At 72.5% G+C, this 26,211-nt stretch carries 22 protein-coding genes and 2 pseudogenes; 15 read left to right on the top strand and 9 right to left on the bottom strand.

Annotation, left to right across the window (positions count from 1 at the left end; all coding sequences use genetic code 11):
• Positions 1-81 precede the first annotated feature (81 nt).
• Positions 82-1,407 (top strand): low temperature requirement protein A, encoded by a 1,326-nt coding sequence (locus ACFT41_RS12625; RefSeq protein ID WP_377587038.1) that lies wholly within the window; start codon positions 82-84, stop codon positions 1,405-1,407.
• Positions 1,408-1,438: 31 nt separating this feature from the next.
• Here the strand turns inward: ACFT41_RS12625 and ACFT41_RS12620 are convergent, their stop codons facing one another.
• Positions 1,439-4,324, bottom strand: coding sequence for a tetratricopeptide repeat protein (locus ACFT41_RS12620; protein ID WP_377587037.1), 2,886 nt, complete (start codon positions 4,322-4,324; stop codon positions 1,439-1,441).
• Positions 4,325-4,444: 120 nt separating this feature from the next.
• Here ACFT41_RS12620 and ACFT41_RS12615 point away from each other — a divergent pair, with 120 nt between their 5' ends.
• Both ACFT41_RS12615 and ACFT41_RS12610 read left to right on the top strand, forming a co-directional pair.
• The gene (locus ACFT41_RS12615) at positions 4,445-4,861 is read left to right on the top strand and encodes a hypothetical protein (protein WP_377587036.1); all 417 of its coding nucleotides are present in this window, start codon (positions 4,445-4,447) and stop codon (positions 4,859-4,861) included.
• Positions 4,862-5,030: 169 nt separating this feature from the next.
• A complete protein-coding gene (locus ACFT41_RS12610) occupies positions 5,031-5,963 on the top strand; it encodes an LLM class flavin-dependent oxidoreductase (protein WP_377587035.1) in 933 nt (310 codons plus the stop codon).
• On the opposite strand, the gene ACFT41_RS12605 is transcribed toward ACFT41_RS12610, so the two are convergent.
• From ACFT41_RS12605 to ACFT41_RS12595, 3 genes and pseudogenes are all read right to left on the bottom strand, one after another.
• The gene (locus ACFT41_RS12605) at positions 5,960-6,577 is read right to left on the bottom strand and encodes an RloB family protein (protein ID WP_377587034.1); all 618 of its coding nucleotides are present in this window, start codon (positions 6,575-6,577) and stop codon (positions 5,960-5,962) included. The genes ACFT41_RS12610 and ACFT41_RS12605 overlap by 4 nt on opposite strands.
• 65 nt (positions 6,578-6,642) lie before the next feature.
• Positions 6,643-7,893 (bottom strand): ATP/GTP-binding protein, encoded by a 1,251-nt coding sequence (locus ACFT41_RS12600; RefSeq protein WP_377587033.1) that lies wholly within the window; start codon positions 7,891-7,893, stop codon positions 6,643-6,645.
• A 206-nt stretch (positions 7,894-8,099) separates the two neighbouring features.
• A pseudogene (locus ACFT41_RS12595) lies at positions 8,100-8,352 on the bottom strand (winged helix-turn-helix domain-containing protein).
• A gap of 497 nt (positions 8,353-8,849) precedes the next feature.
• On the opposite strand from ACFT41_RS12595, the gene ACFT41_RS12590 reads away from it, so the two are divergent.
• Positions 8,850-9,206, top strand: coding sequence for an NIPSNAP family protein (locus ACFT41_RS12590; protein WP_377587032.1), 357 nt, complete (start codon positions 8,850-8,852; stop codon positions 9,204-9,206).
• 128 nt (positions 9,207-9,334) lie between these two features.
• Here the strand turns inward: ACFT41_RS12590 and ACFT41_RS12585 are convergent, their stop codons facing one another.
• The gene (locus ACFT41_RS12585) at positions 9,335-9,577 is read right to left on the bottom strand and encodes a DinB family protein (protein WP_377587057.1); all 243 of its coding nucleotides are present in this window, start codon (positions 9,575-9,577) and stop codon (positions 9,335-9,337) included.
• A 118-nt stretch (positions 9,578-9,695) separates the two neighbouring features.
• On the opposite strand from ACFT41_RS12585, the gene ACFT41_RS12580 reads away from it, so the two are divergent.
• Both ACFT41_RS12580 and ACFT41_RS12575 read left to right on the top strand, forming a co-directional pair.
• The gene (locus ACFT41_RS12580; RefSeq protein WP_377587031.1) at positions 9,696-11,099 is read left to right on the top strand and encodes an AAA family ATPase; all 1,404 of its coding nucleotides are present in this window, start codon (positions 9,696-9,698) and stop codon (positions 11,097-11,099) included.
• On the top strand, positions 11,096-11,734 hold the full coding sequence (locus tag ACFT41_RS12575) for a hypothetical protein (RefSeq protein ID WP_377587030.1): 639 nt from the start codon (positions 11,096-11,098) through the stop codon (positions 11,732-11,734). The genes ACFT41_RS12580 and ACFT41_RS12575 overlap by 4 nt, the downstream gene beginning before the upstream one ends.
• 12 nt (positions 11,735-11,746) lie before the next feature.
• On the opposite strand, the gene ACFT41_RS12570 is transcribed toward ACFT41_RS12575, so the two are convergent.
• Positions 11,747-12,106, bottom strand: coding sequence for a MerR family transcriptional regulator (locus ACFT41_RS12570; protein WP_377587029.1), 360 nt, complete (start codon positions 12,104-12,106; stop codon positions 11,747-11,749).
• 53 nt (positions 12,107-12,159) lie between these two features.
• On the opposite strand from ACFT41_RS12570, the gene ACFT41_RS12565 reads away from it, so the two are divergent.
• Together ACFT41_RS12565 and ACFT41_RS12560 are read left to right on the top strand one after the other, a co-directional pair.
• Positions 12,160-13,173, top strand: a complete 1,014-nt coding sequence (locus ACFT41_RS12565; protein WP_377587028.1) for an aldo/keto reductase — start codon at positions 12,160-12,162, stop codon at positions 13,171-13,173.
• Between the two features lie 60 nt (positions 13,174-13,233).
• Entirely contained in the window at positions 13,234-14,133 is a 900-nt protein-coding gene (locus ACFT41_RS12560) for a TIGR01777 family oxidoreductase (protein WP_377587027.1), read from the top strand.
• A 57-nt stretch (positions 14,134-14,190) separates the two neighbouring features.
• Here ACFT41_RS12560 and ACFT41_RS12555 read toward each other — a convergent pair whose 3' ends face one another.
• The gene (locus tag ACFT41_RS12555) at positions 14,191-15,438 is read right to left on the bottom strand and encodes an alpha/beta hydrolase family esterase (RefSeq protein WP_377587026.1); all 1,248 of its coding nucleotides are present in this window, start codon (positions 15,436-15,438) and stop codon (positions 14,191-14,193) included.
• Between the two features lie 222 nt (positions 15,439-15,660).
• Here ACFT41_RS12555 and ACFT41_RS12550 point away from each other — a divergent pair, with 222 nt between their 5' ends.
• The 3 genes from ACFT41_RS12550 (at position 15,661) to ACFT41_RS12540 (ending at position 18,657) form a co-directional block, all read left to right on the top strand.
• Positions 15,661-17,511, top strand: a complete 1,851-nt coding sequence (locus ACFT41_RS12550) for a DUF2079 domain-containing protein (protein WP_377587025.1) — start codon at positions 15,661-15,663, stop codon at positions 17,509-17,511.
• 29 nt (positions 17,512-17,540) lie between these two features.
• Positions 17,541-18,182 (top strand): lipoyl(octanoyl) transferase LipB, encoded by a 642-nt coding sequence (lipB, locus tag ACFT41_RS12545; RefSeq protein ID WP_377587024.1) that lies wholly within the window; start codon positions 17,541-17,543, stop codon positions 18,180-18,182.
• A gap of 82 nt (positions 18,183-18,264) precedes the next feature.
• Complete coding sequence (locus ACFT41_RS12540; RefSeq protein WP_377587023.1) at positions 18,265-18,657, top strand: VOC family protein; 393 nt, start codon at positions 18,265-18,267, stop codon at positions 18,655-18,657.
• Positions 18,658-18,998: 341 nt separating this feature from the next.
• On the opposite strand, the pseudogene aspS reads toward ACFT41_RS12540, so the two are convergent.
• Positions 18,999-20,285: pseudogene (aspS, locus tag ACFT41_RS12535) on the bottom strand (aspartate--tRNA(Asn) ligase).
• A 363-nt stretch (positions 20,286-20,648) separates the two neighbouring features.
• Between aspS and lipA the strand changes: the two are divergent.
• The 3 genes from lipA (at position 20,649) to ACFT41_RS12520 (ending at position 24,034) form a co-directional block, all read left to right on the top strand.
• On the top strand, positions 20,649-21,716 hold the full coding sequence (gene lipA / locus ACFT41_RS12530) for a lipoyl synthase (RefSeq protein ID WP_377587022.1): 1,068 nt from the start codon (positions 20,649-20,651) through the stop codon (positions 21,714-21,716).
• Between the two features lie 98 nt (positions 21,717-21,814).
• On the top strand, positions 21,815-23,293 hold the full coding sequence (locus ACFT41_RS12525; protein ID WP_377587021.1) for an NAD(P)/FAD-dependent oxidoreductase: 1,479 nt from the start codon (positions 21,815-21,817) through the stop codon (positions 23,291-23,293).
• Between the two features lie 51 nt (positions 23,294-23,344).
• Complete coding sequence (locus ACFT41_RS12520; RefSeq protein ID WP_377587020.1) at positions 23,345-24,034, top strand: DUF4191 domain-containing protein; 690 nt, start codon at positions 23,345-23,347, stop codon at positions 24,032-24,034.
• 24 nt (positions 24,035-24,058) lie between these two features.
• On the opposite strand, the gene ACFT41_RS12515 is transcribed toward ACFT41_RS12520, so the two are convergent.
• Positions 24,059-24,454 carry an RDD family protein gene (locus ACFT41_RS12515; RefSeq protein WP_377587055.1) on the bottom strand — a complete coding sequence of 132 codons (396 nt, stop codon included), beginning with the start codon at positions 24,452-24,454 and terminating at the stop codon, positions 24,059-24,061.
• 258 nt (positions 24,455-24,712) lie between these two features.
• Here ACFT41_RS12515 and glnA point away from each other — a divergent pair, with 258 nt between their 5' ends.
• A complete protein-coding gene (glnA, locus tag ACFT41_RS12510; protein ID WP_377587019.1) occupies positions 24,713-26,137 on the top strand; it encodes a type I glutamate--ammonia ligase in 1,425 nt (474 codons plus the stop codon).
• The last annotated feature ends 74 nt before the right edge of the window (positions 26,138-26,211 follow it).

The raw sequence follows: 26,211 nt of genomic DNA, 5'->3' as shown, positions 1-26,211 counted from the left end.
CTGCTGACGGGCGGCCCGCGCCGCGCGCCGGGCTGAGCCGAATCCGCCCGGCGGCCCGGCGGACGCTGCGAGAGTGGACGGGTGCGCGGCGAGCGGCGGCGGGGAAGCCTCGGGCCCGCCGTGGCGATCGCGCCCGGCGCCCGGGTGGACCGGTTCGAGATATTCTTCGACCTGGTCTTCGTCTTCTCGTTCTTCGTCATCGTGCGGGCCACCGCGACCGACATCACCGGCCACACCCTGCTGCACAGTTTCCTCGTGCTGGCGGTGCTCTGGTGGGTCTGGGTCATCCACAGCGTGGTCGCCACCCGGATCCGCCTCGGCGAGGGCTTCGTGCCGGTGGTGATGGTCGTCGGGATGGCCGCCCTGTTCGCCTTCGCCCTGACCGTGCCGCAGACGATCAGCACCCACGGGCAGGGGCTGGCCGGCCCGCTCACCGTCGCCCTGAGCTACCTGGTCATCCGGGTCGTCCACCTGTGGCTCTACTGGCACGTGCTGCGGCACGAGCCGGTGGAGAGCCGACACCTGCTGAAGCTCGCCCCGGAGCTGATACTCAGCACAGTGCTGCTGCTCGCCGCCGCCCTCATTCCGCACCAGCTCGCCGACGCCGGCACCGGCGCGCTGGTCCGCGACGGGCTCTGGACCGTCGTGGTCGTCTCCCAGTACGCCACCGGGCTGCTGGCCGGCACCGGGGGCGGCGGGGTGACCTCGGCCGAGCACTGGACCGAACGGTACGACCTGATCCTGATGATCGCGCTCGGCGAGTCGGTGATCTCCGTCGGCATCGGCACCAACCTGGCCAGCCGGCCGGTCAGCTGGCCGGCGATCACCGCCGCCAGCATCGGCATCGTCCTGGCCGCGACGCTGTGGTGGCTGCACTTCGACGTGGTCGGCCCGGCGGCCCGCATCGCCCTGCACGCCGCCAAGGGCCGGGCCCGGGTGGGGCTGGCCCGCGACGCGTACGCCTACCTCTACCTGCCGATGATCATCGGGTTGATCATGTTCTCGCTCGGGGCCGAGGAGATGCTGGAGCTGCTCAGCGAGCCGCACCTGCCGTTGGAGGAGGAACTGCACGGCCCCGGGGTGCCGCTGCTCTTCGGCGGGGTGGCCTGCTACCTGGTCGGCGACATGCTCTTCCAGCTGCGTGCCCTGCGCACCCTCACCTGGGCCCGCGCCGGCACGGTGCTGCTGCTCCTGGCGCTGATCCCGGTCGCCGGCCGGATGCCGGCGCTGGCCGCGCTGGTCCTGCTCACCGGCGTCTGCGTCGGCCTGGTGGCCGTGGAGGTGGTGACGATGGCCGACTCCCGGCACGCGCTGCGCGAAGCGGTCTTCGCCGAACGGACCGCCCACGAGGCGCGGGAGGCGCAGTGGCGGCGGCGCTGGCACGACGACGACCCGGACGAGGAATGAGTGACGGGGCTGCGGAGCGGACCCGGGCGGATCAGGCGGGCGCACTGGCGGCGGCCGGGTCCCGCAGCAGCGCGCGGATCTCGTCGGCCTCGGGGTCGCCGAGCTCGTCGAAGACCGCCAGCGCCTCCCGCCAGCAGGACCGGGCCGCGTCGGGGTCGCCCAGTCCGGCCAGGGAGCGGCCCAGCGCCAGCAGGGTCCGCGCCCGGCCGTGCGCGTTGCCCGTCGCCACGTGCAGCTCCGCTGCCTCCCGGAAGCGCCGGATCGCCCGCTCGTGGTCTCCCAGTTCGGCGTGGGCCTCGCCCAGGTTGGCGATGCAGATGGCCTCCGCGTAGCCGTCGCCGGTGTCGCGCACGGCGGTGAGGGCCTCCTCGTGCCGGGCGACGGCCTTCTCCGGCTCGCCCAGCAGTGCGTGGCACTGCGCCATGTTCTGCAACGCCACGCCCTCGCCCCACCGGTTGCCCTGGAGCCGGTGCTCGTCGCGGGCGAGGGCGAACGTGGCGAGCGCGTGGTCGGCCCGGCCCGCCTCGGCGTGCGCCACGGCGAGGCTGTTCAGGGTCGTCGGCCGCCAATCGCGGTACCCGCTCGCCTCGTGCGCCCGCAGCGACTCCTGGTACAGCTCGATGGCCTCCGGGTATCGGCGGCTCTCGCACAGCGCGGTGGCCAGCCGCATGAGCAGCGCCCCCTCGGCCCGCCGGTCGCGCAGGGACCGGGTGGCGACCAGGCCGATCTCGCTGGCTGCCAGCCAGTCCCCGCGCCGCTTCGCGATGTACCAGTACGCCGACGCGGCGAGCGCGACCTGCCACGCGTGCCCGGGCAGGCCGTTGGCCGCCGCGGCCCGCACCACCGGCACGAGGCTCGACCGCTCGGCCTCGCACCAGCTCAGCGCGTCGGCGTAGCCGTCGAAGCGCAGCGGCTCGACCAGGGGCGGCGGCGTCGGGTCGAAGCGGGGCCGGTGCGGCTGGAGCACCCGCTCGGCGGCGTCGACCGTGTGCAGGTACCAGTCGAGGACCCGGCGCAACGCGCGCCCGCGCTCCTCGGCGTGCTCCGGCGCGCCGGCCAGCTCGGTGGCGTACGCGCCGACGAGGTCGTGGAACTGGTAGCGGTCCGGCCCGGTGCGGTGCAGAAGGCTGGCCCGGGTCAGCTCGCCGGCCAGCTCCCGGGCGCGCGGCAGGTCGACGCCGGCGAGCGCCGCCACGGCGGGCGTCCCCACGCTCTGCCCGGGGTGCAGGGCCAGCCGCCAGAACAGCCCGGCCGCCGACGCCGGCAGGGACCGGTAGGACCAGGAGAAGACCGTACGGAGGTTGGTGTCGGGGCCGTCGGACCCGGCGAAGGCGTCCAGGCGGTGACCCCGGCGCAGCTCGTCCACGAGGTCGCCGAGGGGGCGGTCGGGCAGTTCGAGAGCCCGGGCGGCGACGATACGGATGGCCAGCGGCACGTGGCCGCAGTAGTCGGCGAGCGCCTCCCGCTCGGCGGGCCGGGACTCGTGCAGGCAGCCGGCGACCAGGTCCGCCGACTCGGCCGGGCGCAACGGGGCGAGCCCCAGCGGCACCGCCTGCTCGCGTACGACCAGCCCGAGGAGCCGGCGTCGGCTGGTCACCACGACCAGGCCGGCGGCGTTGCCCGGCAGCAGCGGCCGGACCTGCGCGGCGTCGTAGGCGTTGTCGAGGACGATCAGCATCCGGCGGCCGTCGGTGAGGCTGCGCAGCCGGGCGGCCTGGGAGTCGGCGGACGGCGGCACGGCGGCCGGCGGCACGCCGAGCGAGAGCAGCAGCCGGGGCAGCGCCTCGGCCGGCGTCATCGGGGTGTCGCTGGGGCTGAATCCGCGCAGGTCGAGGTAGAGCTGACCGTCCGCGAACGCCTCGCGCCGCAGGTGTCCCCAGTGCAGGGCGAGGGCGGTCTTGCCGATCCCGCCCATCCCGTCGATCACGACGATCCTGGGGCGGCCGGAGCGCCGCCCGGCGTCGAGCTGCGCGTCGAGGGCCGCCAGCTCGGCCTGCCGGCCGACGAACCCGTCGGGCGAGTGGGGCAACTCGGCGGGGCGTACGGGCGGCTGGTCGGCGGCCGGGCGGGCCACGAGGGCCGGGGCCTCGACCGGGGGCGGGGCCGGCCGCGCCGCACCGGCGGGCACGGCGGTGGGCGGGGCGTCGAGCCCGGGGTCGCCGCGCAGGATCGCGGCCTGGAGGTCCCGCAGCTCACCGGCGGGGTCGAGGCCGAACTCGGCGACCAGCCGGGCGCGCAGCTCACCGTACGCGCCCAGCGCCTCGTTCGTGCGGCCCTGGCGGTGCAGCACCAGCATGAGCTGGCCCACGAGGCGCTGCCGCAGGGGATACTCGGCCACCAGCTCGGTCAGCTCGTCCAGTGCCGCCCGGGAGCGGCCCAGCCGCACGAGTGCCTCCAGCCGGTCCTCGACGGCCGTCCACCTCGCCTCCCGCAGGCCACCGCAGAGCCGGTCCCGCGTCTGCGGCGGGGCCACGTCGGCCAGCGGGTCGCCGCGCCACAGCGCGAGGGCCCGGTCGAACAGCTCGACGGACCGCTCGTCGTCGGCCGCGCGCGCCCGGGCGAGCAGGTCGGTGAAGCGGTGCACGTCGACCGCGAGCGGATCCACCCGCAGCAGGTAGCCCGCCCCCCGGTGCAGGATCTCGGCGCGGCCGGCGGGCGGCGGGCCGGCGTCGGCAGCGAGATCGTCGGCGCCGCGTAGGGCGGCACGCAGCCGGGAGACCAGCGCCTGGACGGTGCCGCGCGCCGAGGCCGGCGGGGCGGGCCCCCAGACCAGGTCGATCAGCCGGTCCACCGGCACGACGCGGTTGGGCTCCAGCAGCAGCACCGCCAGCACCAGGCGTTGCTGCCGGCGGGCGCCGAGGTCGAGCGGCACGCCCGCCGAGTATGCCTCGACCGAGCCGAGGACCCGGAACTCCACGGACCCACCTCCCCCCGACGCGTCAGTATGAACGATCGCCGGCAAGCGGACGGCAGAGGTGTGGCAAGCGTCCACGGTGATCCTTTTGAGGACGATTCCGACCTCGACAAGGGACTGATCATGAACACTCGAGGTATCTCCGGCCGGGCCCTGGGCGTGCTGGGCATGTCCGCGATCGGCACCGCGCTGTCACTGGTGGTGGCGGCGACGCCGGCGCAGGCCAGCACGAACATCGGCTGGATCTACACCCCGAACGCCGCCGGCAAGGCCTTCTTCGACGCCGACGTGTCCGGCTGGGAGGGCGCGGAGGAGATCACGGTCTGCGACGTCAAGACCGACGACAACGCGGTGATCGCCTTCCTCAACGACCTGGACGGCAAGCGGATCGCCTCGGTCCGGGACAGCTACAACGACGGGAGCTGCACCAGCACGGCGTACAACATGATCACCGACGAGAAGTCGGTGGAGCTGACCGTCTGCATCGACGACGGTGGCAACGTCCTCACGAGGTGCAGCTCCGAGTGGGGACGTTCCTGACCCGGTCGCCCGACACGGGGCTGGCGGCCGGGCACGGGTGGGGTTGACCGGGAAGGGGTGATTCGGGGGACGGCGCCGGGGGCGGGTTCAGCGGTCGGCGGATTCGCCGGTCGGCAGAATCCGCGCCCGGCGCGTTGCCCGCCGGGCACCGGTGCCGGACGCTGGGGCGATGGTGACCTTCTCGCTCCAGTCCACCCCCACCGACGCAGCGGGCTGGCTCGACCTGGCCCGCCGGGCCGAGGCCGCCGGCTTCGACGCGCTGCTCGCCGCCGACCACCCCGGCTCGTGCGGCGACCCGTTCGTCGCGCTGGCCGCCGCCGCGTCGGTCACCACGACGCTCGGCCTCGGCTCGTACGTGTCGAACCTCGGCGTCCGCGAGCCGATGCTGCTCGCCACCGCCGTGGCCACCCTGGACGTCGTCTCCGGCGGGCGGGCCCGCCTCGGCGTCGGCGCCGGCCACACCCCCGCCGAGTGGCGGGCGGTCGGCCGGGAACGCCCCGACGTCGCCGGCCGGGTGCGCCGTTGCGTCGCGGTCACCGAGGCGGTGCGGGCACTGCTCGGCGGGGAGGAGGTGACCGTGGAATCCCCCGAGCTGACCGCGCACGCGGCCCGGCTGGACTCGCCCCGGCCGGTCCAGGAGCACGTGCCGCTGACCGTCGGCACGTCCAACTCGACGCTGCTGCGCTGGGCCGGCGCGCACGCCGACGTCGTGGGGCTGGTCGGCCTCGGCCGTACCCTCGACGACGGCCACCGGCACGAGGCCCGGTGGCGGGCCGACCAGATCGAGGCGCAGCTCGCCCGCGTCGCCGAGGGCGCGGCGGGCCGGGACCGGCCGCCGGCGCTGGAGGCGCTGGTGCAGATGGTGGTGGTGACCGACGACGCGGAGGCCGTCGCGGCGCAGCGGGCGGCCAGCGCCGGCCTGACCGGCCCGGAGCTGCTGGCCACGCCGTTCGTGCTGATCGGCACCGAGGACGAGATCGTCGCGGCGGTCGCCGAACACGGGCGTCGCTGGGGCGTCACCCGCTTCGTGGTACGCGCCGACGCCCTCGACCCGCTCACCCCGGTGCTACGCCGCCTCGCGCACCAACCGGAGGGGGCCTAGTATTCGGTCACTCCGAGATCCTCGACGAACCTCCAGACGTCCGTGTACGGGTCACGCTGGCTGAACGGCACGTGGCTGGCGTACTCCTGTTCCAGCTGGACGGCACGCTTCTTCGCATCGGCGAAACCGCCCTGGATCTGGTTCAAGGTCACGGCCTTGCGCGCCTGCACCGACAGCGAAACAGCGCCCGGCAGCCGGCGGGCGACCTCATCGCAGTTCCCACTGGCCCGGGTGGTGTGCGGCTGCTGGTGCAGCAGCCGCCACAACTCGAAGCAGGGATGAGAGAACGCGACCCGCACACCGGCCCGGCCGGCACGGGCGATGGCCTGGTCCACGCCCTCGTGCTGGTCCCGGTCGAAGATGCACCAGACGACCGGCGAGAGTTCGTCCGGCAGCCCTTGCACCTGTGCCTGAAGCCTGTCGAGCAGTTCGATCGCATCCTCGACCAGATCCTTGGGCTTGCGGCCCGAGCCACCCGTGCCGCGTCCCCGTTGGCCTGCCGAGCGACGCGTGTCGTTCGCGATGTGGACCTCGTTGCGCCGTACGGGTTGCAGATCCTTCACCAGGTCGACGTACTGCGGCTCCGTCAGCTCCCCTTCGGTGAAGACCCACACGTCGCGTCGGCGGGCAGTTCCTCGGGGTTTCCTCTCGTATGATTCGCGGCCACGCCTGCGCACCGTCACACGGCCCCCTCCGCACCACGCAGAGCACGCAGCCGCCGGCCGATCTGCCCCTCGCTGAGCGCCGGAACCCCGCCGAACCGGCCGGCCAGGTACGAAACGAGCAGGTCCTCGCCGGGGCGCGGATCGGCGTCGGTCAGCGGGAACAGCGTGCTCGCCCCGCCCCGGTCCTTCTCCACCAGCCACACCTGACCCGGGTCGAGCAGACGCTCGCCCGGCTGCGCACCGAGGACGGTGACGTCGTGCGACGTAAAGATCAGTTGGCCGCCTCTGGTGTTCACCTGTGGATCCTGGAACAGCCGGATGACCTCGGCCGCGAATCGTGGGTGGAGGCTGGCGTCCAGCTCGTCGATGAGAAGGACCCGTCCCTCGTCGAGGGCGATCAGCGCCGGCCCTAGAAGGGCGAACCACGAACGGGTACCGAACGACTCGTCCTCCCAGGCCACCGGGTAGCTGTCGCCGTGGGATCCGGCATGCCAGAGCCGGATCTCCTGCTCCGCCGAGGCATCGTGCGGATCGACGAGTTCGATGCGTTGGATACCGAGGTCTGCGACGCGCAGCAGAGCCTCGATCCGGTCCCGTTTCACGCCACGCAGTTCCTTGCGGGTGAAGTCCTCCCGGATCCGCAGGTTCCTGTCGGGGCTGGCCCACAGCAGATTGCGCCGGAACCAGGCGTACACCGGCCCGAGCTGCGGATGGTTGCTCGCGCCCGCGACCGAGAGGAACAACGCATCCGGCCGGGTCAACCGGACGAGTTGCGCCCGGTCCTTCAGCCGCTCGCTGGGGAACTCGAACTGCCTCGCGCGGTTGGCGTCCCGGTCGAACCAGACCTGCCGGTGACCACGGGGATACGCGTGCAGCCACTCTCCCTCCACGCGCTCGGCGCTCAACTCGAAGCCGTACGTGTACCGGATCCCCGAGTCGATGAAGTCGATCTCGAAGAACGACGCCCGCGAGGCAGCCTCCGGGTCGAGGTTGAAGACCTCTCGCGGAACACCGGGCCTGGACACCCAGTCGGCATAGGAACGGAGGACGGCCTGACGCATCTCGAAGAGGGCGATCAGCAGGTTCGACTTGCCGGAGGCATTGGCTCCGAAAACGCCGACCAGCGGGTAGACGGCCAGCCCCTGCCCCGCCCCCAGCCGAACGTCACGCGCCCAGCGGTGGTCGTCGCCCGACTGCGCGACGAGCAGAATCTCCTGCTCGTCGCGGAAGGAACGCACATTGGCGACCCGAAAACTCAGCAGCATGCCGCCTCCTCACCGCGGCCAGCGTAACGACCGGACAGCACCGACCCACCCGACACGACGCGCCGGACGCGGACGGCTATGTCCAGATCACCTCTCCGATCGCCCAGAAGGGCGGGACGGCGAGATCATGGACAGTTCACGCACTCGGCGAACAGCAACTGTCCAAGGTCCGCGCTGGAGCAGCCGAGCGCACGGCGAGACGCGCGTCAGGCCCCCGGCCGCTCGGCGACGAACACGCCCACGCCGTGTACACCTTCCACCCAGCCCTGCATCTGTAGGACGAGGATCGCCTGGCGGACAACGCCAGCAGAAACGCCGTGTTCCTCCCTGAGCTGGGCCGTCGATGGCAATTTTCACCGGGCACGAGTTGTCCGGACGCGATCTGATCACGGAGCTGGTCCGCGATGTGCGCCCACTTTGCTTTGGCGGGCATGTTGACTCCCTGGTCTGCACCGCCATTCGATCACGACCAGCCTTTACATGACAAGCAAGGTCTAGACCACCGTTGACTTTACTAGTCTTGTCTGACAAAGCTCTCCCCGGCTGGCTCCCTGGTCTGCAACCCGGAGCCGGTTGTCCTGCGCAGGACGCACCCGGTCGGCCATTCCCCCGGCCGGCCGGGTGCCACCACCCCACCGATCCACCACACGAAGGGCGGGCGAGCATGCACGCGGCAACCGTGAAGGAGACGTTCCGCGTACCCGAGGGATCGTGGTGAGGTGGTCGGGCTGTACGACGCCCCGGAGCCGGCGCAGCTCTTCGCGCGCTTCCTCGGCTGGGCCAGGTCGCGTAGCACTTCTTGACATCCTCTCCGCCCTGAAGGGACGGAGATTCCCCCCACGCTGCCGAAAGCCGTTGATCATGAGGTCATCGCCCAGCATCCCTGACACAACATGTCAGGAGCGCCGGCTAGCGTCTGGGGTACCCGCGTCAGCCAACATCATCTGACGTACCGGATGCCCGTAGAAAGGTCGCTCGTGATTCTTGAGATCCGCACGTATCGGCTGAAGCCAGGCACTGGCGACGAGTTCGTTCGTGTCATGCGGGAGGAGTCCGTTCCGCTGCTGGAGGAGTCCGGTGTCCGGGTGGTGGACTGCGGCGCGTCGCTGGTAGCCGAGGACGGGCACGAGGAGGCCTACCTGATCCGCGCGTTCGCGTCCCTTGAGGCGCACCGCGAGCAGGAGGAGAGGTTCTACGGCAGCGACGCCTGGCGGCTCGGTCCCCGCGAGGCGATCGTGTCCCGGATCGACAGCTACCACACGATTGTCCTCGAAACCTCAGAACAGATCGTGCGGGCGCTCCAACGGCGATGACACCCGTCGCCGGAACGACTGGCGGAAGACGCTTCTGCGCCGTTCACATGGCCACGACCCGGCTGACGGCTTGATGTGCGGCAGCGGAAAGACCCGGCGTCGATCTGTGGATGGCCGGGCCGCCGGCGTTACCGCGCGGCGCGCAGCAGCCGGAGCTGACCGATCTCGGCGACGTTCTTCATCAGCTCGGCGTTGACCCACGCCAGCAGGTGGGCGACGGTGTGCCCGGCGTCGGCCGGCCATGGACAGGCGGCCACCCGGTCGAGGTCGGCGTCGGCGAGCCGGTCGAGGTGCCCGAGCCACTGCCGCCGCAGGTCGCGCAGCCACTCGATCGTCGCCGCGCCGGCGCTGTTCGAAGAGGGCCACGTCAGGTCGAATCAGCCCAGCGGGTAGGCCAACTCTTCGACCAGTTCGTGGCCTGGGCGCGTGCGCCGCGCCGGGAGCCGAGGTGGTACGGGTAAGACCACCATCGCTGGCTAAGCTCGGGGCATGTTGACCCGGCTGGAGGTGCAGGGCTTCAAGAACCTGCTCGACGTGGACGTCGAGTTCGGCCCCTTCACCTGTATCGCCGGGGCGAACGGCATGGGCAAGTCCAACGTCTTCGACGCCATCGAGTTCCTGTCCTACCTCGCGACGGACCCGCTCCAGCGGGCATCCCAGCGGGTGCGCAGCGCAGCAGGGAACCGCGGCGGTGACCCCCGGGACCTCTTCTGGGACGGATACCGCAGCGACCGCCACCACATGACCCTGGCAGCCGAGATGCTCGTGCCCACGGAGGTGGAGGACGAGCTGGGTGAGCGGGCCCGCCCCTCCGCAACCCATCTGAGATACGAGGTGGCGCTCCGCTACGACGTCGGCCAGGGTGAGAAGGGCCCCGGCCGTCTCCAGCTCGTCTGGGAGGAGCTGCGACAGATCGACACCGCCGCCCGGCTGCGTTTTCCCGCCAGCGAGCAATTCCTCGACTCGGTGGTGAGGACCTCGGGCCGGCAACACCTCTTCCTCGCCACCCGGCAGCGGGACAGCCACGGTCTCGTGGTGGACGTCCTGGACGAGGACCGCCCCGCCAAACGGTCACACGTCGGCGAGCGCGCAAGTCGCACCGTGCTGAGCACCGTGAACACGGCCGACTACCCGACCGCCCTCGCGGCGCGGCAGGAGATGCTGAGCTGGCGACGACTCGCCCTGGAACCATCCGCGCTCCGGGCACCGGACGAGGCGTCGGCCCCGGGGTCCCTCGCACCGAACGGCCGGCACCTGGCCAGCACCTTGTACCGCGTCGCGCTCGCGCCGGACTGGTCGGCCGATCCGGGACGGACGTACGCGGCCGTGGCGGGCCGGCTCGCCGACCTCACTGGCGTCAGCGTGGATCACCTGGACGTCGAGTTCGACGAGGCCCGCGAGCTCTTCACTCTGTTCCTTCAGGAAAGGGGCGGACTCAGGCTGCCGGCCCGCGCCCTCTCCGAGGGCACCCTGCGTTTCCTGGCGCTCTGCATCCTGCTGGAGGACGCGCAGTTCACCGGGCTGATCTGCATGGAGGAACCGGAGAACGGCATCCATCCCGCGAACCTGCCCGCGATGGTCCAGCTCGTGCGTGATCTCGCCGTGGACCCGACGGACCGGCCGGGCGCCGAGAATCCGTTCCGACAGGTCATCGTCAACACCCATGCGCCCGGGGTCGTGCAGCTCTGCGACCCGGCGGATCTGCTGCTGGCGCAGCTCAGGCCGAGATCGACCCCGGAGCACGGGGTGGTCCGCTCGTTGTCGCTCGTGTCGTACCGGCAAGGGTGGCGTGCCCAGCCGGGGCGATCCACCTTCTCGGAGGCCGACATGGTGGCCTACCTCGCCAATCCGCCGTCGGCGCAGCTCCGCCTCCCACCGGGTCTGATCGCGTGAGCCGCCACGCACGCTCCGGCCTCTTCGTCGCCGAGGGCACCTCCGACCAACCCCTGGCCGAGCTGGTCGAGTCGCTGTTCTGCGAACGTGGCATCGAGCTCAGTCTCAGCCAGCCCGCGTTCGAGCGCCTGACCGGGGTGGGTAAGGACGTCAAGTCCCGCGTACGGGCCGGTCTGGAGCTGACCCACGGCCCAGTAGACCTGATCGTGGTGCATCGGGACGCCGACAGCGCAGGCTACGCCGCCCGGCTGCGCGAGATAAAGACGGCGGTCGCCCAGGTCTCGCCGGAGGCGGCCCTGGTCCCGATCATTCCCGTTCGGATGACCGAGGCCTGGCTGCTACTCGACGAAGCGGCGATCAGGAAGGTCGCCGAGAACCCGACGGGACGGGCGAGGCTGGGCCTACCCAAGATCCATGAGGTGGAGTCCGTCGCCAACCCCAAGATGCTGCTCCACGACTACATCCTCGCGGCGGCCGACGTGAGCGGTCGCCGACGCGAGCGGATCAAGGCGCGGTTCAACGATCATCGCCGTCATCTGCTCGCGACGCTCGACCCGGCCGGTCCCGTCCGACGGCTGAGCGGCTGGCAGCGCCTGCTGGACCAGGTGGACCTGGTGGTCAAGGGCTGGCAGTGACGGCTCCGGCGCTCAGCCCAGGGTGTCGTAGAAGTCGATCTTGTCGCGCAGGTGGTCGTACTGGCGCTGGATAAGTCGCATCTGCTCCTCCACCCGCTCCGCGTGCCGCACCAGCAGCGCCCGGCGCTCCCCCGCCGTGTGGTCGCCGGCGCGGGCCAGCTCCGCGTACCGGCACATCTCGGCGATCGGCATGCCGGTGTCGCGCAGGCAGCGGAACAGCGTCAGCCAGCCCAGGTCCTCGTCGGTGAACACCCGACGCCCGGCCGGGGTGCGGCCGACACCGCTGAGCAGGCCGATCTTCTCGTAGTATCGCAGCGTGTCGAGGCTGAACCCGCTGCGGCGGGCGGCCTCCGAGGGGGCGTATCCGGTCACCGCCGCACAGTAGCGCTTGACCTGGAGCGCGCTCCAGGTAGAAAACTGGGCGCATGACGACGACACGGACACTGGGCCGCAGCGGGATCGAGGTCAGCGCCATCGGCATGGGGTGCTGGGCGATCGGCGGGCCGCTCTGGGGCGACGACGGGCAGCCGTACGGGTGGGGCGAGGTCGACGACGACGAGTCGGTCCGCACCGTGCACCGGGCCCTCGACCTGGGGGTGACGCTGTTCGACACGGCCAGCAACTACGGCGCCGGGCACAGCGAGCGGGTCCTCGGCCGGGCCCTTGCCGGCCACCGGGACCGGGTGGTGATCGCCACCAAGTTCGGCAACCGCTCCGAGGAGGCGACCCGGCTGGCCACCGGCACGGACGCCTCCCCCGCGTACGCGGTGGCGAGTCTGGAGGCGTCGCTGCGCCGGCTCGGCACCGACCACGTCGACCTGTACCAGCTGCACCTCAACGACCTGGCGGTGCCCGCCGCGCTCGACCTCGTCGACACCCTGGAGGGCCTCGTCGACCAGGGCAAGATCCGGGCGTACGGATGGAGCACCGACCATCCGGCCTCGGCGCGGGCGTTCGCCGAGGCCGGTACGCACTGCGCGGCGATCCAGCACGACCAGTCGGTGCTCAAGGACAACGCGGCGATGCTCGCCCTCTGCGCCGAGCTGGACCAGGCCAGCCTCAACCGGGGGCCGCTCGCGATGGGCCTGCTCACCGGCAGCTACCAGGGCAGTCCGGCGGCACTGGGCGCCGACGACGTACGCGGGAAGGCCCCGCAGTGGCTGGCCTGGTTCACCGACGGCCGGCCGACGCCGCAGTGGTCGGCCCGGGTCGCCGAGGTGCGCCAGGCGCTGACGGCCGACGGCCGCACCCTCGCGCAGGGGGCTCTGGGGTGGCTGCTGGCCCGCAGCGACCGGACGCTGCCGATCCCCGGCTGCCGCACGGTGACCCAGGCGGAGGAGAACTTCGCCACGCTCGCCCTCGGCCCGCTGCCCGCCGACGCGTTCGCGGAGGTGGAGCGCCTGCTGGCCGACCTGCGCCCGGCCGGCGTCGCGAGCTGAACGCGCTCCTTCATCCCGCTCACCGCAGCCAACCGCCCTCCCGTGACCGAAGATGGGGGCATGCGGATCCTCCTGGCCGGCGCGTCCGGCTTCCTGGGCACCCGGCTGGCCGACCACCTCACCGCGGACGGCCACCGGGTGACCCGCCTGGTCCGGCGGCCGGCGCGTACCGCCGACGAGCGGCAGTGGAACCCGACCGCCGCGCAGCTCGACCCGGCGGTGGTCGCCGACGCCGACGCCGTGGTCAACCTGGCCGGCGCGGGCGTCGGCGACAAGCGGTGGAACGAGGCGTACAAGGGGGTGATCCGGTCCAGCCGGGTCGACTCGACCACCACGCTGGCGATCACGATCGCCGGCCTACCGGCCGCCGACCGGCCGACGGTGCTGCTGAACGCCTCGGCCGTCGGCTGGTACGGCAACACGGGCGACCGGGTGGTCGAGGAGGACGCCCCGGCGGGCGAGGGTTTCCTCGCCGACGTGTGCCGGGTCTGGGAGGCGGCCAGCCGGCCCGCCGAGGACGCCGGGGTGCGGGTCGTCCGGCTGCGCACCGGGCTGCCGCTGCACCGCGACGGCGGGCTGCTCAAGCCGCAGCTGCTGCCGTTCAGGCTGGGCATCGCCGGGAAGCTGGGCAGCGGGCGGCAGTGGCTGCCGTGGATCTCGATGGCCGACTGGCTGCGCGCGGCGCGCTTCCTGCTGGACCGCGACGACATCGCCGGGCCGGTCAACGCCGTCGGCCCGGCACCGGTCACCAACGCGGAGTTCACCCGGGAGTTGGCCCGCCAGCTGCGCCGCCCGGCGGTCGTGCCGATTCCGGCGCTGGCCCTGCGGGTGGCCCTGGGCGGCTTCGCCCAGGAGGCGCTGACCAGCGCCCGGGTGCTGCCCGCCGTGCTGACCCGGGCCGGCTTCGCGTACCACCACCCGGACCTGCCGAGCGCCCTGCACGCCGCCCTCAACGACTAAAGGAAGGGCCCCCTGTTAACGCTTTCTGCATAGCAGGGGGCCCCTGTTGACAACAGGTCAGCAGCCGAGCACCCAGTAGCCGGGGGCGGTCTGCCGCAGCGTCGACGTGTAGAAGACGTTGTAGAGGCCCAGCCGCTGGTTGCTGCCGAGCGCGTACGCGTAGCCGCCCGACTGGTACGCGCGGCCGGCGGCGACGTGGGCGTAGTTGCTGGCGGTGACGCACGTCGGCGACGCGGTCGGGGTGGGCGAGGCGGTCGGCGAGGCGGTCGGGGTGGGGGTGGGCGACGCGGTGGCCGTCGGGGTCGGGCTGGTCGGGCTCGGCGACGCGCCGCCGCCGTCGAGGCCGAAGAAGAGCGCGTCGCGGTACGTCGAGCAGATGGTGTCGAGGAAGTACGCCGTCGCGCTGCCGCACTGGTCGGCGCCGGAGCCGGGGTCGACGGGGGTGCCGTGGCCCATCCCGGCGACCCGGTAGAGGCGGACGGCGTCGTCGCCGTACACCTCGAGGCTGGTGCCGGCGGGCAGCGACGCCGTGCCGGTGGGGGTCTGCGCGACGCCGAGGACGTCGGTCCACTGGTCGCGCGACTCTACGGCGTTGGCCGGCACGACGGTGCTGTCGGAGGTGCCGTGCCAGATCGCCACCCGGGGGCGGCGGCCGGCGTACCCGGGGTACGCGGCGCGGACGAGGTCGCCCCACGCGGTGGGGGTCTTGTCGACCCCGCTGTACTGGCAGGTGCTGGTGGCCGCCGGCGGGGAGCAGCGGTAGGGCACGCCGGCGATGACCGAGCCGGCGGCGAACAGCTCGGGGTACGCGGCGAGCATGACCGAGACCATCGCTCCGCCCGCCGACAGCCCGCTGATGGCGATCCGGCTGCCGTCGAGGCCGTACGTGCTCTTCGCGTACCCGACCATCTGCGCGATCGACGCCGCCTCGCCCCGGCCCCGGGCGATGTCGCCCTCGGTGAACCAGTTGAAGCAGGTCAGCGCCTGGTTGGCGCTGGACTGCTGCGGCACGATCAGGGCGAACTTCCACTGGTCGGCGTACTTCTGCCAGCCGGAGTTGGCGACGTAGCCGGCGGCGTTCTGGGTGCAGCCGTGCAGCAGGACGACGGCTGGCGCGCCTGCGGGGAGGCCGTCGGGCCGGTAGGCGTACATGGTGAGGTTTCCGGGGTTGGAGCCGAAGCCGGTGACCTGGGTGAGGGTGGCGGCCCGGGCGGGCCCGGCGACGGCGACCAGGGCCGCCGCGGCGACCGCGGCCCCGGCGACCGCCCCGGCCAGCCGGGTGAGCAGAGTGGTGGAGCGGCGCACGGTGACCTCCTGTCGCGGATTGTGAACTGAGTCACCTCCGAGTTGCCGCGACGTTACGTCCGTGTTTCCCTCCGCCGACATGGTCGCCGGTCACACATTCGCGACCGTCGACGTGTGCGCCGCCGGCCACCCGCCAGTCACCCGCCAGTCGCCCACCGGCCGCGCGCCCGCGGCGCCCGTGTCGCCCCGGCGTGCCCAGGTCCGGTTGGTAACGTCCGCTGCGTGCCGTCCTCCCCGCCCCCGGCCACCGGACCGACGCCCGCCCGCAGCACCGCCGCCGGACCGGCAGCCGGCATCGCCGCCCGCTCCCACGACCGGCGCGCCGACGCGCTCTTCGCGCTGCTCGCGCTGGCCCTCGCCGGCTGGGTCACCAGCGGGCTGTGGCTGGGCCCCGACCAGCGGGCGATCACCGTCAACTCCAGCGACCAGGCGCTGTTCGAGTGGCTGCTCGCCTTCGGCGGGCACGCACTGACCCACGGCCAGAACCCGCTCTTCACCACCCTGATCAACGTCCCCGACGGGGTGAACCTCGCGGTCAACACCTCGATCACCGTGTACGCGGCGGTCTTCGCGCCGCTGACGTACCTGATCGGGCCGCCCGCGACGTTCCTGGTGATCCTGACGCTCAACCTCGCCGCCACCGCGTTGGCCTGGTACCTGCTGCTGTCCCGGCAGCTCGTGCGCAGCCGGCTCGCGGCGGGCATCGGGGCGCTGTTCGTGGCGTACTCCCCCGGGATGGTGTCGCACGCCAACGCCCACCTGAACTGGACCGCCGGCTGGCTGGTGCCGCTGCTGCTGTGGCGGGTGTTCGCGCTGCGCCAGCCGGGGCGCTGGCTGCGCAACGGTCTCCTGCTCGGCGTCGCCGTCGCGGTCGCCTTCTCCATCGCCGCCGAGGGGCTGTTCTTCACCGCCCTCGCGCTCGGCGTGTTCCTGCCGGTCTGGGCGCTGCACCCCGAGCGGCGGGCACGGGCGCGGGCGGCGCTGCCCGCCTTCACGCGCGGGCTGGGCGTGACCGCGCTGACCGCCGGGGTGCTGCTGGCGTACCCGCTGTGGCTGCACTTCGCCGGCCCGCAGCGCTTCCACGGCACCGGCTTCGACCCGGTCATCCACGCCGAGGACATCGCCGCGTACGGGGCGTACCCACGCCGGTCCTTCGCAGGCGAGGCGGGGCTGGGCACCTCGCTCGCGCCCAACCCGACCGAGGAGAACTCGTTCTTCGGGGTGCCGCTGCTGCTGCTCGCCGCCGTCTGCCTCGGCTGGCTGTGGCGGCGGGACCGGGCCCTGCGGGCCACCCTCGCCGCCCTCGGCGGCACCGCCGTGGTCTTCGCCGTGCTCTCCTGGGGGCCCCGGGCCAAGTGGGCCGGCCGGCACACCGACACTCCGCTGCCGTTCCTGCTGCTCGACGACCTGCCGGTGGTCAACGCCGCCCTGCCCGCCCGGCTGGCCCTGATCGTGGCCCCGGTGCTCGGGGCGCTGCTGGCGTACACCGTCGACCGGCTGCGGGCCGACCCGCCGCGCCGCCGGGCCGCGCGCACCGCCTGGGGCCTCGGCCTCGCGGCGGCGCTGCTGCCGCTGCTGCCCACGCCGCTGCTGACCGGCGCCCGCGAGCCGGTGCCGGCGTTCGTCACCGCCGGCACCTGGAAGGAGTACGTCTCCCCGGGCGGGACGCTCACCCCGCTGCCGCTGACCCTCGACGTGACCCCGGACGGGCAGCGCTGGCAGGCGTACGCGCTCGCCCACCGGCAGGGTGAGTTCCGCATCCCGGCGGGGTTCTTCCTCGGCCCCGGCGGCCCGGACGGGCGGGGCCGGATCGGGCCGCCGCCGCGCACCTTCGACACGCTGATGGACCAGGCCGGCCGCACCGGCCTCGTCCCGATCGTCACCGAGGGCAGCATCCGGCTGTCCCTGGCCGACCTGCGGTACTGGGGGGTCGAGGTGGTGGTCCTCGCCGACCGGGTACACGGCCCGAAGTACGACCTCGACGAGGACGCGCTGCGCCGCACCGCCACCGCTCTGCTCGGCCCCCCGCAGCGCGTCGACGACGTGTGGCTGTGGCGGGTGCCACCGGCCTGACCGGCGGGTACGGGACTACGCTGGTGGGCGTGACCGCGACGATTCCGGGGCTGACCGCCCTCCGTGCAGGGGTGCTCGACTACCAGGCCGCGTGGGACGAGCAGCGGCGGCTGCACGAGGCGGTGGTGTCCGGCGAGCGCGGCGACACGGTGCTGCTGCTGGAGCACCCGAGCGTCTACACGGCCGGCAAGCGCACCGAGCCGTGGGACCGGCCGCTGGACGGCACCCCCGTCGTCGACGTGGATCGGGGCGGAAAGATCACCTGGCACGGCCCGGGGCAGCTCGTCGGCTACCCGATCGTGAAGCTGCCCGACCCGGTGGACGTCGTCGCGTACGTGCGCCGCACCGAGCAGCTGCTGATCGACGTCTGCGCCGAGTTCGGCCTCGCCGCCGACCGGGTCGCGGGGCGCAGCGGCGTCTGGGTGCCCGAGGACGACCGGGGCCCGGCCCGCAAGGTCGCCGCCATCGGCATCCGGGTCGCCCGGGGCGTGACCCAACACGGCTTCTCGATCAACTGCGACTGCGACCTGGCCCACTTCGACCGGATCGTGCCCTGCGGCATCCGCGACGCCGGCGTCACCTCGCTCACCGCGGAGCTGGGCCGCCCGGTCACCGTCGCCGACGTGCTGCCGGTGGTGGAGCGCCACCTGCCCACCCTGGTCACGCTCTAGGCCCTGGTCACGCTCTAGGCCCTGGTCACGCTCTAGGCCCTGGTCACGCTCTAGGCCCTGGTCACGCTCTAGGCTCGGCGGGATGCGGATCGAGCTCGTCACCCTCGTCGTCGCCGAGTACGACCCGGCAATCGCCTTCTTCACCGAGGTCCTCGGCTTCGAACTGGTCGAGGACTCCCCGGCGGAGACCACCGACGGCCGCCCGAAGCGGTGGGTGGTGGTCCGCCCGCCGGGCGCGCAGACCGGCCTGCTGCTGGCCCGGGCCGACGGCGAGCGGCAGGAGGCGGCGGTCGGCGCCCAGACCGCCGGTCGGGTCGGCTTCTTCCTACGGGTCGACGACTTCGACGCCGCCCACCGCCGTCTCGTCGACGCGGGCGTGGAGTTCGTCCGGCCGCCGCGCGCCGCGCCGTACGGCCGGGTGGCCGTCTTCCGCGACATCGCCGGCAACCCCTGGGACCTGCTCGGCCCGGCCTGAGCTGACGGACCGGCGGTCCCACCCGGGCCGCGACGCCATCACTGAAGGTGACTGCCCTCTTCCCACCCACACTCCGTTCCCTCCCCTTTGCTCTGCACCCGCCGACGCAGCGGTAACCGAGGGTGGCCGTTGCGTATATGGGTGCAGAGCAAAGGGCCAGGAGCGGGTCGTGCGGGGTGGCAAGGATGGGCCAGGTCAGCGACCTCGGCGTGGGGCGCGGCCGGAGTGGCCGCGCCCCACGAGCCCCAGCACGTTACCCGGGGTCACATTCGCCGCGAAGTCGGCGAGTCATCACACCAGGTAGCCGCCAGGCGGTGCGCAGTCGGCAGGGAGCGCAGTCGTCAGGGGGTGAGGCGGTGCAGGTCGCGGGGGAAGGCCGTGACCTCGCGGACGTTGGCGGCACCGACCAGGCGGGCGACGAAGCGTTCCAGACCGATCGCGAAGCCGCCGTGCGGCGGCATGCCGTGCCGGAACGCGTCGACGTAGCCGGCGTACGGCTCGACCGGCTCGCCGCGCGCCGCGAGCGCCGCCAGGTAGTCGTCGTGCCGGTGCAGGCGCTGCCCGCCCGTGACCAGCTCAAGGCCGCGAAAGAGCAGGTCGAACCCGTTCGAGTACGCCGGCCGCGCCGGGTCGGGATGGGTGTGGAAGGGCCGCTTCGCCATCGGGTACCCGGTGACGAAGACAAACTCGCTGCCGTGCTCACGCCGGGCCCACTCCCCCAGCGCCCGCTCGTGGGCGGGGGCGAGGTCCGGTTCGTCGGCCGGCGCGCCGGCGATGGCCAGCGCCTCGGTGAAGTGCACGGCGGGGATCCGCGCCGGCACCTGCGGCACCGTCACGCCCAGCGTGCCCAGCGCGGCGCCGGCCCGCTCCGCCACGGTCGCCAGCATCCCGGCGAGGGTGTCCCGCAGCACGGCCATCACGTCGGTATGGTCGCCGACGAAGCCCAGCTCCGCGTCGAGGGAGGTGTACTGGGCCAGGTGCCGGGCGGTGTCGTGCGGCTCGGCCCGGAACACCGGCCCGACCTCGTACACGCGCTCGAAGACGCCGACCATGAGCTGCTTGTATAGCTGCGGCGACTACGCCAGGTACGCGGGCCGGCCGAACCAGTCCAGCGCGAAGACGTTCGCGCCGCTCTCGGTGGACGAGGCGACCACCTTCGGGGTGTGGATCTCCACGAAGTCGCGGGCGTCGAGGGCGGCCCGGAACCCGGCCACCGCCGCCGCCGACACCCGCAACGCCGCCGACCTGATGGGGTGGCGCAGCGCGACGGGAGCGTGGTCGAGCTGGGTGGGCAGGGTCGCCGCCAGCGCCGGCCGGAACAGGTCGAACGGGGGCGGGGCGGCGGGCGGGCCGAGCGGGCGTACCGTCGGGTGGGTCAGCTCGACCCCGGCGGGGGCCGCCGGGTTCGCGACCACCGTCGCGGTGACCTCGACGACGGTCTCCTCGGTGAGTTCCCCGACAGCCGCGCGGGCGGCCGGGTCGGTGGCCACCACCTGGACCAGGCCGGCGGCGTCCCGCACGATCAGGAACGCCACCGACTTGAGCAGCCGGCGGCGGTGCACCCAGCCGGCGACCCGGACGGTCGCGCCGACATGGGCGGGGAGCTGGGTGGACAGGATGCGTTGCACGGCGGTTACCTCCTCGATCGATCGCAACGCGATCCCCGGGAGGTGTGGGCGAGCGGGTCCTCGCGGTGCCACCACACCTTCGCCCCCGCATGCGGGGGCCTCGTTCGTCGCCTGATGACCGGGGCCAGCCGGGCGGGTTCTACTGGGCGCGGGTGTCGGGGTGACAGGGCGCCGTTCTTCCCGCAGCTCGGGAGGGTCTTCGCGCGCCGGCGCCAGACCGCCTCGCAGCGTTCGGCGGCTCTCTGGACTGGCGGGGCGGCGCGCTACTCGGCTCCGTCGCAGCTCTGCGCCGCAAGCTACCAGCCGGGCCGGTGGGGCGGTAAGCGGTTTTGCGGCGGTGGGCGGCGTCACAGGGAACGGGAGGTGACGGGCGTCGCGTCCCGTTCATCGACGGCCACCGTCGGGCGTAGGCTCGGTTTTGTGACGATCGAGCACGCCGCGTCGACGACGCCGACGACGACCGAGCAGCCGACGACCAGCCCCGCCTCGCGTACCGCGACGGTCGCCCCGGAGGGGCGGCGCCTGCTGCGGATCGAGGCGCGCAACGCCGAGACGCCGATCGAACGCAAGCCACCGTGGATCAAGGTGAAGGCCAGGATGGGGCCGGAGTACACCCAGCTGCGCGGGCTCGTCTCGCGCGAGGGGCTGCACACCGTCTGCCAGGAGGCCGGCTGCCCCAACATCTACGAGTGCTGGGAGGACCGGGAGGCCACGTTCCTCATCGGCGGCGACCAGTGCACCCGGCGCTGCGACTTCTGCCAGATCGACACGGGCAAGCCGGCCGAGTTCGACGCCGACGAGCCGCGCCGGGTCGCCGAGTCGGTGGTGTCGATGGGCCTGCGGTACGCGACGATCACCGGCGTCGCCCGCGACGACCTGCCCGACGGCGGTGCCTGGCTGTACGCGGAGACGGTCCGCCAGATCCACGCCCTGCAGCCGGGCTGCGGCGTCGAGCTGCTGATCCCCGACTTCAACGCGGTCCCCGAGCAGCTCGCCGAGGTGTTCGGGTCGCGGCCGGAGGTGCTGGCGCACAACGTCGAGACAGTGCCGAGAATCTTCAAGCGGATCCGGCCGGCGTTCCGCTACGAGCGCTCGCTGGACGTGATCCGGCAGGCCCGCGCCGACGGCCTCGTCACCAAGAGCAACCTGATCCTCGGCATGGGCGAGGAGCGGGCCGAGGTGTCCCAGGCGCTGCGGGACCTGCACGACGCCGGCTGCGAGCTGATCACCATCACGCAGTACCTGCGGCCGTCGCCCCGGCACCATCCGGTGACCCGGTGGGTGAAGCCGGAGGAGTTCGTGGAGCTGCGCGAGGAGGCCGAGGAGATCGGCTTCGCCGGGGTGATGAGCGGGCCGCTGGTGCGTTCGTCGTACCGGGCGGGTCGGCTCTACCGGCAGGCCCTCGACGCCCGCGAGGCCGTGCGCGCCTGAGCGCCGCCGCCCGGGGCGGTAGATCCACCTGTTCGGCTGATGTCCCAACAAACGGGGCGGCTATTGCCATCGATACGTCGATGATGGTGAATTTAGTCATGCCCCTGCCGCACACCGTCATCATCGGCGCCGGTCCCGCCGGCCTCACCGCCGCGTACGAGCTGACCCGACGCAACGCCCCCGTGGAGGTGCTGGAGACCGACGACGTCGTGGGCGGGATCAGCCGCACCGTCGAGCGGGACGGGTGGCGGTTCGACATCGGCGGGCACCGGTTCTTCACCAAGGTGGCCCGGGTCGAGGAGTTCTGGCACGAGGTGCTGCCCGACGGCGACTTCCTGCTGCGTCCCCGGATGAGCCGGATCCACTACCGGGGCAAGCTGTTCGACTACCCGCTGCGGGCCGGCAACGCGCTGGGCAACCTGGGCGTCGTCGAGGCGGTGCGCTGCGTCGGGTCGTACCTGTGGGCGCGGCTGCGGCCACCGGCGGACCAGAGTCACTTCGAGGGCTGGGTGTCGGCCCGCTTCGGCACCCGGCTGTACCGGATGTTCTTCAAGACGTACACCGAGAAGGTCTGGGGCTTCCCGGCCACGGAGCTGCAGGCGGACTGGGCGGCGCAGCGGATCCGCAACCTGTCCCTGGCCGGCGCGGTGCGCAACGCGCTGCTGCCCCGCCTGGCCCGCGCCGACATCACCAGCCTGATCGAGGAGTTCCAGTATCCGAAGCTCGGCCCGGGGATGATGTGGGAGCGCTGCGCCGAGCTGGTCGCGAAGGCCGACGGGGTGGTGACGATGGGCACGTCGGTGACGCGGGTGCACCGGGCCGGCGGCCGGGCGGTCGCGGTGACCGTGGCGGGCCCGGACGGCGAGCGCCGCATCGAGGCCGACCACGTGATCTCCAGCATGCCGCTGCCGGCGCTGGCGCGGGCCGTGGACCCGCCCGCGCCGCCGCCGGTGCTGGCCGCCGCCGACGCGCTGCGGCACCGCGACTTCCTCACCGTGGCGCTGGTCGTGCCGGCCGACGCCGGGTTCCCCGACAACTGGATCTACGTGCACACCCCGGGGGTACGGGTGGGTCGGATCCAGAACTTCGGCTCCTGGTCGCCGTTCCTGGTGCGGGACGGGTTCACGTGCCTCGGGCTGGAATACTTCGTCGACGAGGGCGACGACCTGTGGGAGTCGGCCGACGACGACCTGGTGACCCTGGGCACGGCCGAGCTGGAGGCGCTCGGGCTGGTCCGCCCCGGCGCGGTCTCGGCCGGGTACGTGGTGCGGATGCCGAAGGCGTACCCGGTCTACGACTCCGGCTACGAGCAGGCCGTGGAGACCATGCGCGGCTGGCTGGCCGAGGCGCTGCCGAACGTGCACCCGGTGGGCCGCAACGGCATGCACCGGTACAACAACCAGGACCACTCGATGCTCACGGCGATGCTGACCGTGGAGAACATCCTCGACGATGCCGGCCACGACGTGTGGGCGGTGAACGTGGAGGAGGAATACCACGAGCAGGCGGGCGCATCCTCGACCGACGGGCGGCACGGCACGGGCCGGGCGGCCCCGGTGCTGCCCCGCCGCCCCTGACTCCCGGGCGCGGATCAACGCGGCGGGCGGCGACCACCTAGACTCTGCGGCATGGCGAAGCCCCAGGAGAAGGTCTCGTTCGGCCAGCGGCTGAAGCAGATCGGGATGGTGTTCAAGTTCACCGCCAAGCAGGACCGGTGGTTCGCGCCGCTGGCCGCCGGCGCGGTGCTGATCCCGCTCGCGCTGACCGTGGTCGCGGTGCTCCTCTGGGGTTGGCTCTGGCTGCCGCTGGGCATCCTGTTCGCCCTGCTCGCCCTGCTGATCGTGCTCAACCTGCGGTCCAACAAGGCGATGATGAACGCCGCCGAGGGGCAGCCCGGCGCAGCGGCGCAGATCATGGAGAGCATGCGGGGCGACTGGCGGGTGTCCCCGGCGGTCAGCGCGACCACGCAGATGGACATGGTGCACCTGGTGATCGGCCGTCCCGGCGTGATCCTGCTGGCCGAGGGGAACCCGCAGCGGGTCCGCGGCCTGCTGGGGCAGGAGAAGCGGCGGCTGGCCAAGGTGATCGGCTCCGCGCCGCTGCACGACTACGTGATCGGCCAGGGCGAGGGTGAGCTGCCGATCCGCAAGCTGCGGATGACGCTGATGCGGCTGCCGCGCGCTCTCAGCGGCAAGGACGTCAACGCCCTCGAGAAGCGGCTCAAGGCGCTCACCGCCCGCCCGCAGATGCCCAAGGGCGCGATCCCGAAGAACATGCGCCCGGCGCGTGGCGCGTTCCGGCAGACCCGGGGCCGCTGACCGCCCCTTGGGTGACTCAGTCTCTCAGCGGGCGCGTGGGGCGGCGGCGATCACCGACCCGGTGAGGCGGTCGTGCAGGCCGCGACGGTGCTCGTCCATGATCAGGGCAGGGACCACCAGAGCCAGCAGGAGGCCGCGCAGCAGCGCCCGGGCCAGGCCGATCCGGCCGCCGTCGGCCCAGGAGAGGCAGCGGATCCGGGTGACGTACATGCCGGGGGTCTGGGCGAACAGGCCGAGGAAGAAGCCGTACTCGACGATCAGCACCGCGACGGGGGCCCAGCCGTCGCGGACCGGGTCGGCGAAGAAGTTGGACACCAGCAGGCAGAGCACCCAGTCGATCACCAACGCGCCGAAGCGGCGGCCCAGGGTGGGCGGCGCGAATGCGGGGTCGGCGGCGGGCGGCGCGGGGGGCTGCGGCATGGTCACGACCGCCAAGGGTAGTCAGGGGCGCGAACGTGGCCGGAACCACACCCGCCGCCAAACCAGACAAAGGGTGTCGATCTGCAACACATCGCCGCGCCGGGTATCATCCGAACGGACATCCGACGGCGACTGACCGGCGCTTATGACGCAGCGCGAGCGACGTAACACGACAGAAACACAGCAGATACGGCCGGGCAACCGCACGGTCATAGCGTCGCCAACAGCCAGCCACCCGTGGACGTGCCAGGAGGACGTGTGTTCGCCAATCCCGAGGAACTGCTGCGATACCTCAAGAACGAGGACGTGAAGTTCGTCGACGTACGTTTCTGTGACCTGCCCGGCGTGATGCAGCACTTCAACCTGCCGGTGGAGTCCTTCGACGACAGCGTCTTCAACGACGGCCTCGCCTTCGACGGGTCGTCGATCCGCGGCTTCCAGGCGATCCACGAGTCGGACATGCTCCTGCTCCCGGACGTCGCAAGCGCCTTCATCGACCCCTTCCGCGCGCAGAAGACCCTCGCGCTCAACTTCTTCATCCACGACCCGTTCACCCGCGAGGCCTACTCCCGGGACCCGCGGAACGTGGCGAAGAAGGCCGAGGCGTACCTCGCCGCGAGCGGCATCGCCGACACCGCCTACTTCGGCGCCGAGGCGGAGTTCTACATCTTCGACTCGATCCGCCACCAGACCTCGGCCAACCAGTCGTTCTACTACATCGACTCGATCGAGGGCGCCTGGAACACCGGCCGCGAGGAGGAGGGCGGCAACCGCGGCTACAAGACCGCGTACAAGGGCGGGTACTTCCCGGTGCCGCCGGTCGACCACTACGCCGACCTGCGCGACAGCATGGTCCGCCGCCTGGTCGACGCCGGCTTCACCGTGGAGCGCTCGCACCACGAGGTCGGCACCGCCGGCCAGTCGGAGATCAACTACAGGTTCTCCACCCTGCTGCACTCGGCCGACCAACTCCAGCTCTTCAAGTACCTGATCAAGAACGAGGCCTGGGCCAACGGCAAGACGGCGACGTTCATGCCGAAGCCGCTCTTCGGCGACAACGGCTCGGGCATGCACACCCACCAGAGCCTGTGGCTGAACGGCGAGCCGCTGTTCTACGACGAGACCGGCTACGCCGGCCTGTCGGACACCGCCCGCTGGTACATCGGCGGCCTGCTGCACCACGCCCCGTCGCTGCTGGCGTTCACCAACCCGACGGTCAACTCGTACCGTCGCCTGGTGCCCGGCTACGAGGCCCCGGTCAACCTGGTCTACTCGCAGCGCAACCGCTCCGCCTGCACCCGCATCCCGGTGACCGGCAGCAACGCGAAGGCCAAGCGGGTCGAGTTCCGCGTGCCGGACCCGTCGAGCAACCCGTACCTCGCCTTCTCGGCCATGATGATGGCGGGCCTCGACGGCATCAAGAGCAAGATCGAGCCGCCGGCGCCGATCGACAAGGACCTGTACGACCTGCCGCCGGAGGAGTGGGGCTCGGTCAAGCAGGTTCCGGGCTCGTTGCCCGAGGTGCTCGACGCCCTTGAGGCCGACCACGAGTACCTGCTCGACGGCGGCGTCTTCACGCCGGACCTGATCTCCACCTGGGTGGAGTGGAAGCGGGCCAACGAGGTCGACCCGGTGCGCCTGCGCCCGACCCCGCACGAGTTCGCGATGTACTTCGACTGCTGACCCTCGGCTGCTGGGCCCTCGGGTCAGCACGCTCCTGACGCACCGGCCGGGCCGGCCCCGCAGCACGCGGGGCC

The sequence above is a fragment of the Micromonospora sp. NPDC057141 genome, from assembly GCF_042670805.1.
Taxonomy (GTDB): domain Bacteria; phylum Actinomycetota; class Actinomycetes; order Mycobacteriales; family Micromonosporaceae; genus Micromonospora.
This window is presented reverse-complemented; position numbering and strand designations above follow the sequence as displayed.

What these genes read in the sequence shown, in the direction of transcription:
- ACFT41_RS12615 (WP_377587036.1), top strand. Translation starts at nt 4,445, where the DNA reads ATGAACACTCGAGGTATCTCCGGCCGGGCCCTGGGCGTGCTGGGCATG.
- ACFT41_RS12610 (WP_377587035.1), top strand. Translation starts at nt 5,031, where the DNA reads ATGGTGACCTTCTCGCTCCAGTCCACCCCCACCGACGCAGCGGGCTGG.
- ACFT41_RS12600 (WP_377587033.1), bottom strand. Translation starts at nt 7,893, where the DNA reads ATGCTGCTGAGTTTTCGGGTCGCCAATGTGCGTTCCTTCCGCGACGAG.
- ACFT41_RS12590 (WP_377587032.1), top strand. Translation starts at nt 8,850, where the DNA reads ATGCCCGTAGAAAGGTCGCTCGTGATTCTTGAGATCCGCACGTATCGG.
- ACFT41_RS12580 (WP_377587031.1), top strand. Translation starts at nt 9,696, where the DNA reads ATGTTGACCCGGCTGGAGGTGCAGGGCTTCAAGAACCTGCTCGACGTG.
- ACFT41_RS12565 (WP_377587028.1), top strand. Translation starts at nt 12,160, where the DNA reads ATGACGACGACACGGACACTGGGCCGCAGCGGGATCGAGGTCAGCGCC.
- ACFT41_RS12560 (WP_377587027.1), top strand. Translation starts at nt 13,234, where the DNA reads ATGCGGATCCTCCTGGCCGGCGCGTCCGGCTTCCTGGGCACCCGGCTG.
- ACFT41_RS12540 (WP_377587023.1), top strand. Translation starts at nt 18,265, where the DNA reads ATGCGGATCGAGCTCGTCACCCTCGTCGTCGCCGAGTACGACCCGGCA.
- ACFT41_RS12525 (WP_377587021.1), top strand. Translation starts at nt 21,815, where the DNA reads ATGCCCCTGCCGCACACCGTCATCATCGGCGCCGGTCCCGCCGGCCTC.
- ACFT41_RS12520 (WP_377587020.1), top strand. Translation starts at nt 23,345, where the DNA reads ATGGCGAAGCCCCAGGAGAAGGTCTCGTTCGGCCAGCGGCTGAAGCAG.
- ACFT41_RS12515 (WP_377587055.1), bottom strand. Translation starts at nt 24,454, where the DNA reads ATGCCGCAGCCCCCCGCGCCGCCCGCCGCCGACCCCGCATTCGCGCCG.